Annotated in this window: 15 protein-coding genes; 12 read left to right on the top strand and 3 right to left on the bottom strand. The window is 67.3% G+C overall.

From position 1 onward, the window contains the following. Positions 1-123: 123 nt before the first annotated feature. The 4 genes from I6H87_RS06330 to I6H87_RS06315 all read left to right on the top strand — a co-directional run bounded on the left by I6H87_RS06330 (position 124) and on the right by I6H87_RS06315 (position 3,385). Positions 124-957: an IclR family transcriptional regulator gene (locus I6H87_RS06330; RefSeq protein WP_010811511.1), complete on the top strand. Its 834-nt coding sequence runs from the start codon at positions 124-126 to the stop codon at positions 955-957. Continuing rightward, positions 917-2,008, top strand: a complete 1,092-nt coding sequence (locus tag I6H87_RS06325) for a DUF3108 domain-containing protein (RefSeq protein ID WP_300950226.1) — start codon at positions 917-919, stop codon at positions 2,006-2,008. The genes I6H87_RS06330 and I6H87_RS06325 overlap by 41 nt, the downstream gene beginning before the upstream one ends. A 51-nt stretch (positions 2,009-2,059) precedes the next feature. Continuing rightward, entirely contained in the window at positions 2,060-2,902 is an 843-nt protein-coding gene (locus tag I6H87_RS06320; protein ID WP_010812892.1) for an alpha/beta fold hydrolase, read from the top strand. A gap of 225 nt (positions 2,903-3,127) precedes the next feature. After that, positions 3,128-3,385, top strand: a complete 258-nt coding sequence (locus tag I6H87_RS06315; RefSeq protein WP_010812891.1) for a BTH_I0359 family protein — start codon at positions 3,128-3,130, stop codon at positions 3,383-3,385. Between the two features lie 72 nt (positions 3,386-3,457). Here I6H87_RS06315 and I6H87_RS06310 read toward each other — a convergent pair whose 3' ends face one another. Further along, positions 3,458-3,850, bottom strand: coding sequence for a rhodanese-like domain-containing protein (locus tag I6H87_RS06310; protein ID WP_010812890.1), 393 nt, complete (start codon positions 3,848-3,850; stop codon positions 3,458-3,460). Between the two features lie 228 nt (positions 3,851-4,078). Here I6H87_RS06310 and I6H87_RS06305 point away from each other — a divergent pair, with 228 nt between their 5' ends. The 5 genes from I6H87_RS06305 to I6H87_RS06285 all read left to right on the top strand — a co-directional run bounded on the left by I6H87_RS06305 (position 4,079) and on the right by I6H87_RS06285 (position 10,026). Next, the gene (locus I6H87_RS06305) at positions 4,079-5,140 is read left to right on the top strand and encodes a homocysteine S-methyltransferase family protein (protein WP_010812889.1); all 1,062 of its coding nucleotides are present in this window, start codon (positions 4,079-4,081) and stop codon (positions 5,138-5,140) included. Between the two features lie 17 nt (positions 5,141-5,157). After that, positions 5,158-7,905 (top strand): methionine synthase, encoded by a 2,748-nt coding sequence (metH, locus tag I6H87_RS06300; protein ID WP_010812888.1) that lies wholly within the window; start codon positions 5,158-5,160, stop codon positions 7,903-7,905. A gap of 263 nt (positions 7,906-8,168) precedes the next feature. After that, positions 8,169-8,630: a hypothetical protein gene (locus I6H87_RS06295; protein WP_010812887.1), complete on the top strand. Its 462-nt coding sequence runs from the start codon at positions 8,169-8,171 to the stop codon at positions 8,628-8,630. Positions 8,631-8,940: 310 nt separating this feature from the next. Further along, positions 8,941-9,573 carry a response regulator gene (locus I6H87_RS06290; protein ID WP_010812886.1) on the top strand — a complete coding sequence of 211 codons (633 nt, stop codon included), beginning with the start codon at positions 8,941-8,943 and terminating at the stop codon, positions 9,571-9,573. Positions 9,574-9,618: 45 nt separating this feature from the next. After that, positions 9,619-10,026, top strand: coding sequence for a response regulator (locus I6H87_RS06285; protein WP_010812885.1), 408 nt, complete (start codon positions 9,619-9,621; stop codon positions 10,024-10,026). Positions 10,027-10,075: 49 nt separating this feature from the next. Here the strand turns inward: I6H87_RS06285 and I6H87_RS06280 are convergent, their stop codons facing one another. Beyond that, complete coding sequence (locus I6H87_RS06280) at positions 10,076-11,479, bottom strand: sensor histidine kinase (protein ID WP_011614375.1); 1,404 nt, start codon at positions 11,477-11,479, stop codon at positions 10,076-10,078. A 284-nt stretch (positions 11,480-11,763) separates the two neighbouring features. Between I6H87_RS06280 and I6H87_RS06275 the strand changes: the two genes are divergently transcribed. Then, the gene (locus tag I6H87_RS06275) at positions 11,764-11,931 is read left to right on the top strand and encodes a DUF1328 domain-containing protein (protein ID WP_010812883.1); all 168 of its coding nucleotides are present in this window, start codon (positions 11,764-11,766) and stop codon (positions 11,929-11,931) included. A gap of 52 nt (positions 11,932-11,983) precedes the next feature. Next, positions 11,984-12,412, top strand: a complete 429-nt coding sequence (locus tag I6H87_RS06270; protein ID WP_010812882.1) for a DUF883 family protein — start codon at positions 11,984-11,986, stop codon at positions 12,410-12,412. Between the two features lie 176 nt (positions 12,413-12,588). Here the strand turns inward: I6H87_RS06270 and I6H87_RS06265 are convergent, their stop codons facing one another. Further along, positions 12,589-12,909 (bottom strand): DUF1840 domain-containing protein, encoded by a 321-nt coding sequence (locus I6H87_RS06265; RefSeq protein WP_010812881.1) that lies wholly within the window; start codon positions 12,907-12,909, stop codon positions 12,589-12,591. Between the two features lie 264 nt (positions 12,910-13,173). Here I6H87_RS06265 and argS point away from each other — a divergent pair, with 264 nt between their 5' ends. After that, complete coding sequence (gene argS, locus I6H87_RS06260; RefSeq protein WP_010812880.1) at positions 13,174-14,961, top strand: arginine--tRNA ligase; 1,788 nt, start codon at positions 13,174-13,176, stop codon at positions 14,959-14,961. The last annotated feature ends 53 nt before the right edge of the window (positions 14,962-15,014 follow it).

The following is a 15,014-nucleotide window of genomic DNA, read 5'->3' as shown; positions in this document are numbered from 1 at the left end:
GTCGCCGGCCAGGTCTGTTGCGAAGAAAGTCTACCGATGGCTTAAAAATTGGTAAATCGATTTCGCTATAGTAAATTTACCTACGAATTTCCCCCGCCTCCCGGGGAGCAAACCATCCGCCGCATGTCAGAGACCGAAGAAGAAGACACCAAGCTGCGTTCCGGCATCCAGTCCATCGAGGTGGGCTTCAGGCTGCTGCAGGCGCTGGCGGTGTCGCCGCGCGCGATGATGCTGCGCGACCTGGCCGCCGCCGCCGACATGAACCCGGCCAAGGCCCATCGCTACCTGGTCAGCTTCATGCGGCTGGGCGCGGTGGCGCAGGACCCCGTCAGCGGGCGCTATGACCTGGGCCCGTTCGCGCTGCAGCTGGGCCTGGCCGGGCTGAACCGCCTCGATCCGGTCAAGAAGGCGCGCCCGATCCTGTCGCAGCTGCGCGACGAACTGGACCTGACCGCCGGCATTGCCGTGTGGGGCAACCACGGTCCCACCGTGGTGCACTGGGAGGAATCCAGCCATCCCGTCACCGTCAGCCTGCGCCTGGGCGATGTGATGCCGATGCTGAACTCCGCCACCGGGCGCCTGTACGGCGCCTACCTGCCGCGCAAGCAGACCCTGCCGCTGATCGAACGCGAGCTGGGCGCTCGCGGCAATGACGGCTTGCCCGACATGCCGCGCTCGCTGGCCGAATACGACGCGATCTGCGCCGAGGTGCGCGCGCATGGCGCGGCGCGCACGCTCGGCGGCGTGCTGCCGGGCATCAATGCGTTCTCGATGCCGGTGTTCAATGCCAACGGCCACCTGGCCATGGGGCTGATCGTACTGGGCGCGCAGAGCATATTCGATGCAGAATGGGGCGGTACGATGGATCGTCGCATCCGCGACATCGCCCAACAGCTCTCATCGGAACTTGGCTACCTTGGTGCAGCCACCCCGGCCGGAGAAACCGGCCAATCCTGATCTCCACGCCCGGCCCGGCGCGGATCCCCGCGTCTGGCGCCGGCGGCGCTGGATCATCGTGATCGCCCTGGTGCTGCTGGTCCACGTGCTGGCCGTGGTGGGCTTCGTGCGCATGCCGGGGCCGCTGATCCCGGTGGATGTCAGCAACACGCCCACGCTGGAAGCGGTGCTGCTGCCGCCGCCCAGGCCGCCAGCCCCACCCGCGCCGCGGCCGGTGCCGCGCCCGCGCCCGCAGCCCAGGGCGGCCGCGCCGGCCCCGGAACCCGCGCCGCAGGAAGCCCCCGCTCCCCCGCTCGCCACCAGCCCGCAGGGCGCGACCGAGATGGCGTCGGGCAGTGGCGGCGAGGGCAGCGCGGCCAGGCCTGCCGCCGCTGCCGCGCCGTCCGGCGGGCCGCAGGGCGGCGTCGATGGCGTGCGCTACGACCCGCCGCCGTCGGCGACGATGCACTACGCCAGCTTCGTCAACGGCGTGCAGAACCCCGACGGCCTGATCCGCTGGGAGCAGGACGGCAGCCGCTACCGGCTGGCGGTCGAAACCCGCGTGCTGTGGTTCCGCTTTGCCTTCCAGAGCGGCGGCGCGATGGCGGTGCAGGGACTGTTGCCGGAACGCTACGAAGAGCGCCGCCGCAACAAGACCGAGACCTCGCGGTTCGATGCCGCGGCCGGCACCGCGGTATTTGCCTCGGGCACGCAGGCGCCGTTCCCGCCCGGCGCGCAGGACCGCTTCAGCGTATTCCTGCAGCTGGTGGGGCTGGTGCGCGGCAATCCCCAGCGATACGCCACCCCCGGAGTGACGGAAGCGTTCCTCGTGGCCGACACGCGGGATGTGGAACCCATGCAAGTACAGTATGTTGGAGAGGACGAGATCGACACCGGCAACGGCGTGATACGAGCAAAGCACTTTGTGAGGCTGCAGCGCCGTGCCAATGACCGGCGCCGCGTCGAGCTGTGGCTGGCGCAGTCGCTCGGCTGGATGCCGGTGCGCCTGCGCCAGACCGAGCCCGACGGCACCCAGATCGACCTCGTGTACCGCGGCAGGGAAGGGCAGTAGGACCGCGGCGCGCGCCTCCCGACGCATCATCCAACCGAAAGGAGCCCAGCCATGACCGTTGCCACGCCACCAGCCGAAACCCACCGCATCCACGCCGAAGGCGCCGACCTGCACGTGCGCGTGGACGGGGCGGACGGGCCCTGGGTGATACTGGCCCACGCCCTGGCTGCCGACCACACGCTGTGGGATGCCACCGCGCAGCACCTGGCGCGCCGCTATCGCGTGGTGCGCCCTGACATGCGCGGCCACGGCGCCAGCGACGCCCCGCTCGGGCCCTACACCATGACGCGGCTGGCCGACGACGTGGTCGCGGTGATGGACGCGCTGCAGATCCCCCAGGCGCATTTCTGCGGGATTTCCGTGGGCGGCATGATCGGGCAGACCATGGGGCTGCGCCATCCCGAACGGCTGCTGTCGCTGGCGCTGGTGGCCACCAACAGCCAGACCCCGATGGAGGCGCACCCGATGTGGCACAACCGCATCGGCCAGGCCGAGGCCCATGGCATGGCCGGGATGGCCGATGCCACCCTCGGGCGCTGGCTGACGCCGGCCTTCCATGAGGCGCATCGCGACCAGGTGTCGCGCATTCGCGACAGTCTGGTGGCCACGCCGGTACGTGGATACGTGGGTGTGGCCGGGGCAATCATGGCTTTTGACCTTGCCGGCGCGCTTTCCCGCATTCATTGTCCTACGCTGGTAGTAGCGGGCGAGCAGGACCAGGGCGCAACCGTGGCGATGGCGCAGAGCATCGCCGCGGCGATTCCCGGAGCCAGGCTCGAGGTCGTGCCGCAAGCGGCGCACCTGGTGCACGTGGAGCAGCCCGAGCGCTTCCACGCCGCGCTGGACGCCTTTCTCGGGAATGCCGCATGCGGGGGGCAGTGCGACGTTCCGTGACAAGCAACACACTGATGTGGAAGGCTCAAGAAACTTGTTGCATTGGCCGATGCCCAATTCATGTAAGGCAGAAAATCGTGGCAACGAGGTGACCCGCACCAATAACTTGATTTCCCGCCGGTCACCCCAAGTTTGGAGGTAAAGCCGCGGCGCCCCCTCAAGGCATCAACTGAGGCAAGAACCACAAGGGCATGCCGCCCATCCATGACGCCCAGGAGGTGTGCCATGCAAATGATCTACAACAGCGACAACTACTGCATCGTGGAGTTTGGTGCGGATGTCGATCAGGCGCCGCTTGAGTTTGGTGGCTATGAAATCGTCGACAAGAACCTGAAGCGCGAAATCTTCCTCGGCGGCCATCTGGCCGAGAGCTTCCGCGCCGATGTCAAACGCCTGATCGAAAGCGAGCCATCCGTGGAGGAAGTCGACGATTTTCTCGGCAAGTTCGACAACGTCATGATGCACCCGCTGGTGATGCACTGAGCGGCTTTGCCTGGAACGATCACGCCCGCTTCGGCGGGCTTTTTTGTTGGTGGTGGGCGCTGCGGGCCGCGCTCAGTATTGTTCCCACGGCAGCCCGTCATGGCGCCAGCCGTTGACCGTATTGCGGTGGCGCTGCGCATCGAGGTCGCCCTCGAAGCCGTGCAGCACGAACTGGACGTTGGAGAAGCCCGCGCCCTCCAGTGCCCGCGCCGCCGCCGACGAGCGGTTGCCGCTGCGGCAGATCAGCAGCACCGGCCGCGCCGATGCCTGGCCCGCCAGTTTCTTCACCATCTGCACGAAATGCGGGTTGACCTCCCAGTCCGGGCCATCGTTCCAGGGTACGTTGTGCGCGCCCTTCGGATGACCGACGAACAGGTATTCCATCTCGCTGCGGCAGTCGATAAAGAGCGTCTCGGGCGATTGCGCCAGCAGGTCCTGGGCGTCGGCGGGGGAGAGATGTTGCATGGCGGGCAGGGAAGGGGGCAGCGCGAAGCGACCGGGGCGGTGACGGTTACGTCTCTCAGTGTAGGCGCCAGCGGGCCGGACAGGCAACCGCGGGTCATCGCGGGCAGCCGCAAGGCCTTGATACACCTGATAAAATCGTCCCTCTTTGGCCAGCATAGGCCACAGCAGCGGCCCGGCGCCGATCCAGCCATGGATACGCCGCAGGCCCGCCTTTCCAGAGTCCCCGCCATGAGTGCCCCTGAATCCACCGCGGCCGCGCCGCGCCCCTACACCCGGGCTGCCGAGTTGCCCCGGCTGCTGCAAGAACGCATTCTGATCCTGGATGGCGCCATGGGCACCATGATCCAGCGCTACAAGCTGACCGAGGCGGACTACCGCGGCGCGCGCTTCGCGGAACACAAGGTGGACGTCAAGGGCAACAACGAGCTGCTGCTGCTGACGCGCCCGCAGGTCATCAGCGAGATCCATGAGCAGTACCTGGCCGCCGGCGCCGACCTGATCGAGACCAATACCTTCGGTGCCACCGGCGTGGCGCAGGAAGACTACAAGATGGCGGACCTGGCGTACGAGATGAACGTCGAGGCCGCGCGCCTGGCGCGCGCCGCCTGCGACAAGTACAGCACGCCGGAGAAGCCGCGCTTTGTCGCCGGCGCCTTCGGCCCGACGCCCAAGACCGCCAGCATCTCGCCCGACGTGAACGACCCGGGCGCGCGCAACGTGACCTTCGAAGAGCTGCGCGATTCCTACTACGAACAGGGCAAGGGCCTGCTGGAAGGCGGCGCCGACGTGTTCCTGGTCGAGACCATCTTCGACACGCTTAACGCCAAGGCGGCGCTGTTCGCCATCGACCAGCTGTTCGAGGACACCGGCGAGCGCCTGCCGGTGATGATCTCCGGCACGGTGACCGATGCTTCGGGCCGGATCCTGTCGGGCCAGACCGTGGAAGCGTTCTGGAACAGCCTGCGCCACGCCCGCCCGATCACCTTCGGGCTGAACTGCGCGCTGGGCGCCACGCTGATGCGCCCGTATATCGCCGAGCTGGCCAAGATCTGCGACGCGGCGGTGTCGTGCTACCCGAACGCGGGTTTGCCGAACCCGATGAGCGACACGGGCTTTGACGAAACGCCCGAGGTCACCTCGTCGCTGGTGGAAGAGTTCGCCGCCTCCGGGCTGGTGAACCTGGTGGGCGGCTGCTGTGGCACCACGCCCGAGCATATTGCCGCGATCGCCCAGCGCGTGGCCAACAAGACCCCCCGCACCTGGCCCGGCCAGTACCGCGACGCTGCCTGAGCCCGGAGCCCGACAACATGACCGACAAGCAACTGCCCCCGCGCCCGATGCGCCTGTCCGGCCTCGAGCCCTTCACCATCGACGACGACACGTTGTTCGTCAACGTCGGCGAGCGCACCAACGTGACCGGCTCCAAGGCCTTCGCGCGCATGATCCTGAACGGCCAGTTCGACGAGGCGCTGGCGGTGGCCCGCCAGCAGGTCGAGAATGGCGCGCAGATCATCGACATCAACATGGACGAGGCCATGCTGGACTCGAAGGCCGCCATGGTTCGCTTCCTGAACCTGATCGCCTCGGAGCCGGACATTGCACGCGTGCCGATCATGATCGACTCGTCCAAGTGGGAAGTGATCGAGGCCGGCCTGCAGTGCGTGCAGGGCAAGCCCGTGGTCAACTCGATCTCGCTCAAGGAGGGCGAGGAACAGTTCCGCCACCACGCCGCGCTGATCCGCCGCTATGGCGCCGCCTCGGTGGTGATGGCCTTCGACGAGAAAGGCCAGGCCGACACCTTCGAGCGCAAGACCGAGATCTGCAAGCGCAGCTACGACATCCTGGTCAATGACGTCGGCTTCCCGCCGGAAGACATCATCTTCGACCCGAACATCTTCGCGGTCGCGACCGGCATCGAGGAGCACAACAACTACGCGGTGGACTTCATCGAGGCCACGCGCTGGATCAAGCAGAACCTGCCGTACGCCAAGGTCAGCGGCGGCGTGTCCAACGTGTCGTTCTCGTTCCGCGGCAACGACACGGTGCGCGAGGCGATCCACACCGTGTTCCTGTACCACGCCATCGGCGCGGGCATGGACATGGGCATCGTCAACGCCGGTCAGCTCGGCGTGTATGACCAGCTCGATCCCGAGCTGCGCGAGCGCGTGGAAGACGTGGTCCTGAACCGCCGCGAAGATTCCACCGACCGCCTGCTGGAGATCGCGGACCGCTTCAAGGGCGGCGGCGCGAAGAAGGAAGAGAACCTGGCCTGGCGCGGCACGCCCGAGCAGCCGGTGCCGGTGGGCGAGCGCCTGGCGCATGCACTGGTGCATGGCATCACCACCTTCATCGTCGAAGACACCGAAGAGGTCCGCCAGCAGGTCGAGGCGCGCGGCGGCCGCCCGATCGAGGTGATCGAAGGCCCGCTGATGGACGGCATGAACATCGTCGGCGACCTGTTCGGCGCGGGCAAGATGTTCCTGCCGCAGGTGGTCAAGAGCGCGCGCGTGATGAAGCAGGCGGTGGCGCACCTGCTGCCCTACATTGAGGAAGAGAAGCGCCTGCTGGCCGAGGCCGGCGGCGACGTCAAGGCGCGCGGCAAGATCGTGATCGCGACGGTGAAGGGCGACGTGCACGACATCGGCAAGAACATCGTGTCGGTGGTGCTCCAGTGCAATAACTTCGAAGTGGTCAACATGGGTGTGATGGTCCCGTGCAACGAGATCCTGGCCCGCGCCAAGGTCGAGGGCGCGGACATCGTCGGGCTGTCGGGCCTGATCACGCCGTCGCTCGAAGAGATGGCCTACGTGGCCTCGGAAATGCAGCGCGACGACTACTTCCGCGTGAAGAAGATCCCGCTGCTGATCGGCGGCGCCACTACGTCGCGCGTGCATACCGCGGTCAAGATCGCGCCCAATTACGAAGGCCCGGTGGTGTACGTGCCGGACGCCTCGCGCTCGGTGAGCGTGGCCTCGAGCCTGCTGTCGGATGAAGGCGCGGCCAAGTACCTGGACGAGCTGAAGACCGACTACGACCGCATCCGCACCCAGCACGCCAACAAGAAGGCGACGCCGATGGTGACGCTGGCGCAGGCGCGCGCCAACAAGACCCCGATCGACTGGAGCAGCTACGTGCCGCCGAAGCCCAAGTTCATCGGCCGGCGCGTGTTCCGCAACTACGACCTGGCGGAACTGGCCAACTACATCGACTGGGGCCCGTTCTTCCAGACCTGGGACCTGGCCGGCAAATTCCCCGACATCCTCAACGACGAAATCGTCGGCGAGTCGGCACGCAAGGTGTTCTCGGACGGCAAGGCCATGCTGTCGCGCCTGATCCAGGGACGCTGGCTGACCGCCAACGGCGTGATCGCGCTGCTGCCGGCCAACACCGTCAACGACGACGATATCGAGATCTACACCGACGAGACCCGCAGCAAGGTCGCGCTGACCTGGCACAACCTGCGCCAGCAGAGCGAGCGCCCGGTGGTCGATGGCGTGCGCCGCCCCAACCGTTGCCTGGCGGATTTTGTCGCGCCCAAGGACAGCGGCATCGCCGACTACGTCGGCCTGTTCGCGGTCACCGCGGGCCTGGGCGTGGAGAAGAAGGAAGCCCAGTTCGAAGCCGACCATGACGACTACAGCGCGATCATGCTCAAGGCACTGGCCGACCGCTTCGCCGAAGGCTTTGCCGAGTGCCTGCACGAACGCGTGCGCAAGGACTTGTGGGGTTATGACGCCGGCGAGCAGCTCAGCAACGAGCAGCTGATCGCCGAGTCGTACCGCGGCATCCGCCCGGCGCCTGGCTACCCGGCGTGCCCGGAGCACACCGTCAAGGGCCCGATGTTCGAGTTCCTCGACGCGGCCGAGATCGGCATGGGCATCACCGAGTCGCTGGCGATGACGCCGGCCGCATCGGTGAGCGGCTTCTACCTGGCGCATCCGCAGTCGACCTACTTCTCCATCGGCAAGATCGGCCAGGACCAGCTCGACGACATGGCGGCGCGCCGCCACGAGGACCGCGCCACGCTGGAGCGCGCGCTGGCGCCCAACCTGTAACCGGGTGCGACGGCAGGGCGGCAGGGGCGGCTGCATCGCCCCGCCGCCAGCCCGTTGATGCAACAGGGAAAACCGCCGCAGGCGGCCGGCAAAGCCGTGCCGGAGCGGCGTGCCAGGCGCCTCACAACTCCTTACAGAGCCTTTCAACTCCTCACAGACCGGCGCAGTCCGGCTCCCTAGACTGAGGGCTCGATACACGCAATCACCAGCGTGATCACCGCGGCGAATGTTTCGCCGCGGGGCATCCTGAAAGGAGTCTGTCCATGAAGAAACTGCTGCTCTCCCTCTCCGCTCTGTCGATCGCTGCCGCTTCCTCGCTGGCCATGGCCCAAGGCACCGGCGTTTCCGTTGGCACGAAGGCCGATGTCGGCGCATCGGTGACCACACCCTCTCCCGCCGCTGCAGCGCAGGGCGGCCTGAACACTGCCGGCAGCGCTGCCACGGGTGCCGCAGGCGCAGCCGAAAAGGGTCTGTCGACTGCGGGCGCGGCGACCAGCAAGGGCCTGTCGGCAGCAGGTTCGGCGGCTGACAAGGGTCTGTCGACCGCCGGCGCTGCGGTCGACAAGAGTGTCGGCACTGCTGCCGACGCCACCGGCGGCGCCGCGGCAGACGCCGGCACCAAGGCCAAGCACGGCAAGCACGCCACCAAGTCGGGCAAGAAGTCGAAGGCCGACGCGAGCGTGGATGTGAGCGCCGGTGCCGCAGCGGGTGCCAAGGCGCAGTAACCTGGCGCGCTAGTCCACAGTCACTGGCAACCAGCTACTAGCCCGACCTTTTACCGGCGCCGGCGGCGCCAGGGCCCTCCAGGGTGTTTCAGCCCTGACGCGCCGCAGCAAAGCGGGACGGATCGCATCCGTCCCGCTTTGCGTTTGTGCGCGATCAGTGTGCCTAGTGGGCGCTGGCCCCGCCTAATGTCAGCCTGACACCGACAGCCCGCGCCCGCGCCCGGCACTACAATGACATCAACGCAGGCGGTTCCGCCTGCACCCGACTGCACCGGGCATGTGCCGGTCTGTTCAACCCAGTGGAGCCCACATGATCCGCATCCTGATCGCTGACGATCACGAGATTGTGCGTGCCGGGCTGCGCCAGTTCCTTTCCGAAGAGCCCGACATCCAGGTGACAGGCGAAGCCGGAAGCGGCGACCAGGTCATGGCGCAGTTGCGCGATGCCGAGTTCGACGTGCTGGTCCTGGACATCTCGATGCCCGACCGCAACGGCATCGACGTGCTCAAGCTGATCCGTCAGCGCAAGCCCGAATTGCCGGTCCTGATCCTGTCGACCTACCCGGAAGACCAGTACGCGATCAACCTGATCCGTGCCGGCGCTTCTGGCTACCTGACCAAGGAAAGCGCCCCGGACGACCTGGTCAAGGCCATCCGCACGGTGGCCCAGGGCCGCCGCTACGTGAGCGCCACCGTGGCCGACCTGCTGATCGGCGGGCTCGACAAGCCGACCGAGCAGCCGGTGCACCAGATGCTGTCGGAGCGCGAGTTCCAGATCTTCTGCAAGCTGTCGCGGGGGCAGTCGGTGTCGGTGATTGCCGACGAACTGTTTCTCAGCGTCAAGACCGTCAGTACCTATCGTTCGCGCATTCTCGAGAAAATGGGCATGAAGACCAACGCTGACCTGACCTATTACGCCATCAAGAACGGCCTGGTCGAATAGCAGCCCACGATGGGCCGCACCGGACGAGGACCAGCAATACATAACATGTCGGAGCAGGCTTCGAACACTTCCTACCGGGCGCTGAGCATACTGCTGATTGAAGACTCGGCGGTCCTGCGAGGCATGCTGCTCGAATACCTGAAGGATTTCCCGTTCATCGAGAACGTGGACTGGGCCGATACCGAAGCCATGGCCCTGCGGCTGCTCGCCGCCGGCAAGTACGATGTGGTCATCGTCGACCTGCAGCTGCGCCAGGGCAACGGCATCAATGTGCTGCGCGCGATGCAGCGCATCGGCACCGGCGCGGTGCGCATCGTCTACACCAACCACGCCCAGGTCAGCATGTACCGCCGCCAGTGCGCCGAGGCCGGCGCGGACTACTTCTTCGACAAGTCGCTCGAGCTCGAGCAGGTGTTCCGCGTGATCGAGGAGCACGCGGCGCCGGCGCCCTGAGCCGGCCCAGCCCCTCGTTCCTTCATCATTCCCTGCCTGCCGGTGCGCGTCAGGCGCGCGCCGGCTCCTGATTTTCCGGCGCCTCCGCCGGTGCCAGCACCGCTTCCGTCAGCGGCACCTCGATGTGGATGCGCACGCCCGCCTGCGTCGAGGAATCGATCTGCATGCTGCCGCCCAGCGCGGTAACGCGCTGCTCCATGCCCAGCAGCCCGTGGTGGCCGGCGGTGCTGCCGGCGTCGAAGTCCGCCGGCAGGCCCTTGCCGTCGTCGCGCACGGTCAGCGTCAGCAGGTTGTCCTGGCAGGCCAGGCTGACATCGATGTGCCTGGCTTCAGAGTACTTGCTGGCATTGGTCAGCGATTCCTGCACGATCCGGTATAGCGCGATCGCGGCCTCGTCGCGCAGTGGAGGCAGGTCCTCGGGCACGCTGACATCGGTCTCCCAGTCATTGCGCGCGCCCACTTCCTCGACCAGCTGGCAGACCGCCGCGCGCAGGCCCAGGTTCAGCAGCACCGTGGGGCGCAGGTCTTCGATCAGGCGGCGCTTGATCTGGATGCCCTGGTCCACGTGCAGCATCACGCGCGTCAGCCGCTCGGCCGCCACCGGATGGTCCTCCTGCACCTTGCGGCGCACCCAGTGCAGATCCAGCTTGATCGCGGTCAGGATGGCGCCCAGTTCATCGTGCAGCTCGCGCGCCAGGCGTGTCTTCTCGTCCTCGGTCACGCGCTGCAGGTGGGCGGCCAGCGCCGACAGCTGGCGCGTGCGTGCGCGCACCTTGCGGTCCAGCCGCACGCCTTCCTCTTCCAGCTGGGTGCGCACCGCCTCAGCCATCGACAGGCGCTTGGCGTGGCCCACGCCCACCGCCATCATCAGGGTGATGTTGATGGCGGTAAGCAGGCCGATGCCGTAGCGCGACAGCTGCACGTCGTTCTCGGCGCCTTCCAGCCGGTGCGAGACCGCGCCGGCCTCGCGCGCCTGCAGCTGGTCCAGGCCGCGGCGCGCATTGTCCATGGTCTCTTTGCCGTAGTCGGTGCGGATCAGGTCCAGCGCCACTTCCAGGTCGCGCTTGCCGTAAACCAGCGTCAGCGCCATCTCGTTGAGCTTGCTGTTGATCAGCTTGGAGGTGTCGCTGAACTGTTTCAGGCCTTCGGGATCGTTGGCATAGCCGGCGCGGATCTGCGCCATCAGTTCGGCGATGCGCGGCAGGGCCTTGTAGTACGGCTCAAGGTAGCTTTCCTTGCCGGTCAGCAGGAAGCCGCGCTGGCCGGCCTCGGCATTGACCAGCTCGCCGTTGAGCGCGGCCAGCTCGGTCTGCACGCGCTGCGAGCGGATCACGTCGGTATAGCTTTCGCGCAGGCGGATATTGCCGGTTTCCGACGCCACCAGCACCGCCAGCGTCAGCAGGATGCCGCCCGCCAGCAGCAGCGTGTGGGGGAGAAAGGACTGCTTGAACATGGGCAATTCCTGTTTAGTGAAGGCGCGCCGCTCGCCCGCCGCAGCGCCAGGGAGCGCCCATGGAATCACATCGATCGCCATGGGTCAACCTTGAAGCCGGGCCCGCGCGGGCGTCGTCCGGGTGCGTGTAGGACTCGGCTGACAGCGGAATCGGCTCGCTGTCAGTATTGGTGCGCGGGCTGGCTTTCTACGATGAGGCTATGAGCTTGCACCCCTTGGCGCAAGCCCTCACATGGGCCCAGCCAGTGCGCCTGGCGTGGTCCGATTGCTTCGGGAGCCTAGCCATGCTGCAATATGCACTCGTATTTTTCGTCATCGCCCTGATCGCCGCGATCTTCGGCTTCGGCGGAATTGCCGCCGGCGCCGTGGAAATCGCCAAGATCCTGTTCTTCATCTTCCTGGTCGTGGCGCTGGTCGCCGCGGTGATGGGCCTGGTCCGCAGGGGGCGATGACACCGGCCGCGAGCCGTCTTTCCCCACCGCCGACCGAAACTGAGGAGACCGTATGCTGACGCAGAACCCGAAAGTCAGGAAGGAACTGAACCACCTGTCCGACAGTGCCGACAGTGCCATCCGCCATATCAGGCATGCCGCGCGCGACACGCGCGACGCGGCAGCGCCGGTATCCGGCGAGGTCAAGGCGCTGATCGCCCAGCTGGAGCACACCATCGAAGTGCTGGCGCGCGAGGGCTCTGCCGAGAGCATGCGCGCCGGGCAGCGCCTGCGCGAGCGGGCCACCGACATGGCCCATCGGCTGCGCGCCCAGACCACCGACGGCATGATGCGCGCCCGCGAGCGCATGGATGGTGCGGTAGAACACGCCCAGCACCGCGTGGCCGAGTCGCCGCTGAAGGCGGTGGCGATCGCGGCGGCCGTGGGGGCGCTGATCGGGCTGCTGCTGGCCAATGGCCGGCGCCATTCAGAGGAGGATTAGGCCCGCCCCCCAGCCACCAGACCGATACCGGGACCCGTCCGGCACGCCGGGCGGGTCCTGCAAGGGAATCCCCCTTTCCGGAATCCTCGTCCGGAAGCCCGGCAGCCCACTGCGGTGCCGGGCGCTTTTTTAGGCGCGCGGCGATCGTGCCGCACGCAAGCGGGTGTCTGTTCCCGTCACACCCCCCACATCACATTGGCCCCCTCACGCTGGGAGGCACGCAGCATGTCCAGGAACGGGTAGGCGCGCTGGCCCAGGTGCAGCGGTTCTTCCTCGTCTTCGTCGTTGCCGGTGTCCGCTTCGACGGCCGAGCTGGCGGGATGGGCCTTGGCATCGGCGACCGCGGCTTCCAGCTTGTGGATCGCGGTTGGAAGCTCTTCCACGGTGATCACCCCTCGTTCCCCGAGGCGCTTGCCGATGATGCCCAGCAGCGTCATCGCCAGATCCTTCATCATGATCAGGTCCTGCGCGGCGTGGGATTTGAAGGTGATCAGCATGATGTGTTTTCCTTTCACGGAGAGGCGGGGGCGTTCCCGCGGGCGGGAAGTCTCGCTGATTTTGGGCCCGGATTGTGGCCCGGGGCCATCCTCGCGCATGATGTCAGCATAGCACCTGATAAAATTCGGCGTTCCCGATTCCAATGCCTGTCACGCGGCGCGGCGCGGCGCTCACTGTTCCTTTGCCGTCACTTGCCGCCTTCCGGGCGACGGCGCCGCCCAAGGCGGTGCCTGAATACCTTGCCCACAGGGCTTCCGACATCCATGCTGCCTGTTCAGACCTCCAATCTTGCCGCCGCGTTCACTGATGCGGTGCGCGCGCTCGCCCCGGCCGATGCCACCCTGCCCGCCGTCACCTTCGAGCGGCCCAAGGTGGCCGCCCACGGCGACCTTGCCTGCAACGTCGCCATGCAGGTCGCGCGCGCGCTCAAGAGCAATCCGCGCGAGCTGGCCCAGCGCATCGTCGATGCCGTGCAGGCCGACACGCGCGCGCAGGGCCTGGTCCAGGCCATGGAGATTGCCGGCCCCGGCTTCATCAACCTGCGCCTGACCCCGGCCGCCAAGGCCGACGTGCTGCGCGCGGTGCTGGCCGAGGGCGACCACTACGGCGCGCGCGAGCGCGGCGTGCACGGCCAGGTGCTGGTGGAGTTCGTCTCGGCCAACCCGACCGGCCCGCTGCACGTCGGCCATGGCCGCCAGGCGGCACTGGGCGACGCGCTGGCCAACCTGCTGTCGTGGCAGGGCTGGCACGTGCACCGCGAGTTCTACTACAACGACGCCGGCGTGCAGATCCAGACCCTGGCGCTGTCGGTGCAGGCGCGCGCGCGCGGCCTCAAGCCCGGCGACGCCAGCTGGCCCGAGGCCGCCTACAACGGCGACTACATCGCCGACATCGCCGCCGACTTCCTGGCCGGCAAGACCGTCAGCGCTTCTGACGGCGAGCCCGTGACCGCGTCGGGCAACGTCGAGGACATCGACTCGATCCGCAAGTTTGCCGTCACCTACCTGCGCAACGAGCAGGACATCGACCTGCAGGCCTTCGGCGTCAAGTTCGACCGCTATTACCTGGAGTCGTCGCTGTACAGCGACGGCCGTGTCGAAGCCGCGGTGCAGTCGCTGGTCGGCAAGGGCAAGACCTACGAGAGCGAGGGCGCGCTGTGGCTGCGCACCACCGACGACGGCGACGACAAGGACCGCGTGATGAAGAAGAGCGACGGCACCTATACGTACTTCGTGCCGGACGTCGCCTACCACACCACCAAGTGGGAGCGCGGCTTCACCAAGGTCATCAACGTGCAGGGCAGCGACCACCACGGCACCATCGCGCGCGTGCGCGCCGGCCTGCAAGGCCTGGACATGGGCATCCCGCAGGGCTATCCCGACTACGTGCTGCACAAGATGGTCACCGTGATGAAGAACGGCGAGGAGGTCAAGATCTCCAAGCGCGCCGGCTCCTATGTCACCGTGCGCGACCTGATCGAATGGTCCAACGGCGGCGACGAGACCATCCGCGGCTGCCTGGATACCGGCGTGGCCGACTGGCCGCAGCACTTCACCCGCGGCCGCGACGCGGTGCGCTTCTTCCTGCTGTCGCGCAAGGCCGATACCGAGTTCGTTTTCGATGTCGACCTGGCGCTCAAGCAGAACGACGAGAACCCGGTGTACTACGTGCAGTACGCCCACGCCCGCATCTGCTCGATCTTCGAGTCGTGGGGCGGCGCGGACTGGGAAGCCCGCCTGGCCGAGCTGGCCGGCGCCGACCTGTCCGCCGTGACCGGACCCGAAGCCAGCGCCCAGGCGCAGGCGCTGGGCCGCCGTCTGGCCGAGTTCCCGGACATGCTGTCGGGCGCCGCCGCCGAGCTGGCGCCGCATGCGGTCGCCTTCTACCTGCGCGACCTGGCCGGCGACTTCCACGCCTTCTACAACGCCGACCGCGTGCTGGTTGACGACGAGGCCGTCAAGCGCGCCCGGCTGGCGCTGCTGGCGGCCACGCGCCAGGTGCTGCGCAATGGCCTGGCGGTGATCGGCGTGTCCGCCCCGCGCCGGATGTAAGCAGGCGTCCGGCGCCCCCCGCGCGGGGGTACGGGGCTGTCCGGCCCCGAGGA

Origin of the sequence: Cupriavidus necator, from assembly GCF_016127575.1 — a bacterium.
In the GTDB taxonomy this organism is placed as follows: Bacteria; Pseudomonadota; Gammaproteobacteria; order Burkholderiales; family Burkholderiaceae; genus Cupriavidus; species Cupriavidus necator_D.
This window is presented reverse-complemented; position numbering and strand designations above follow the sequence as displayed.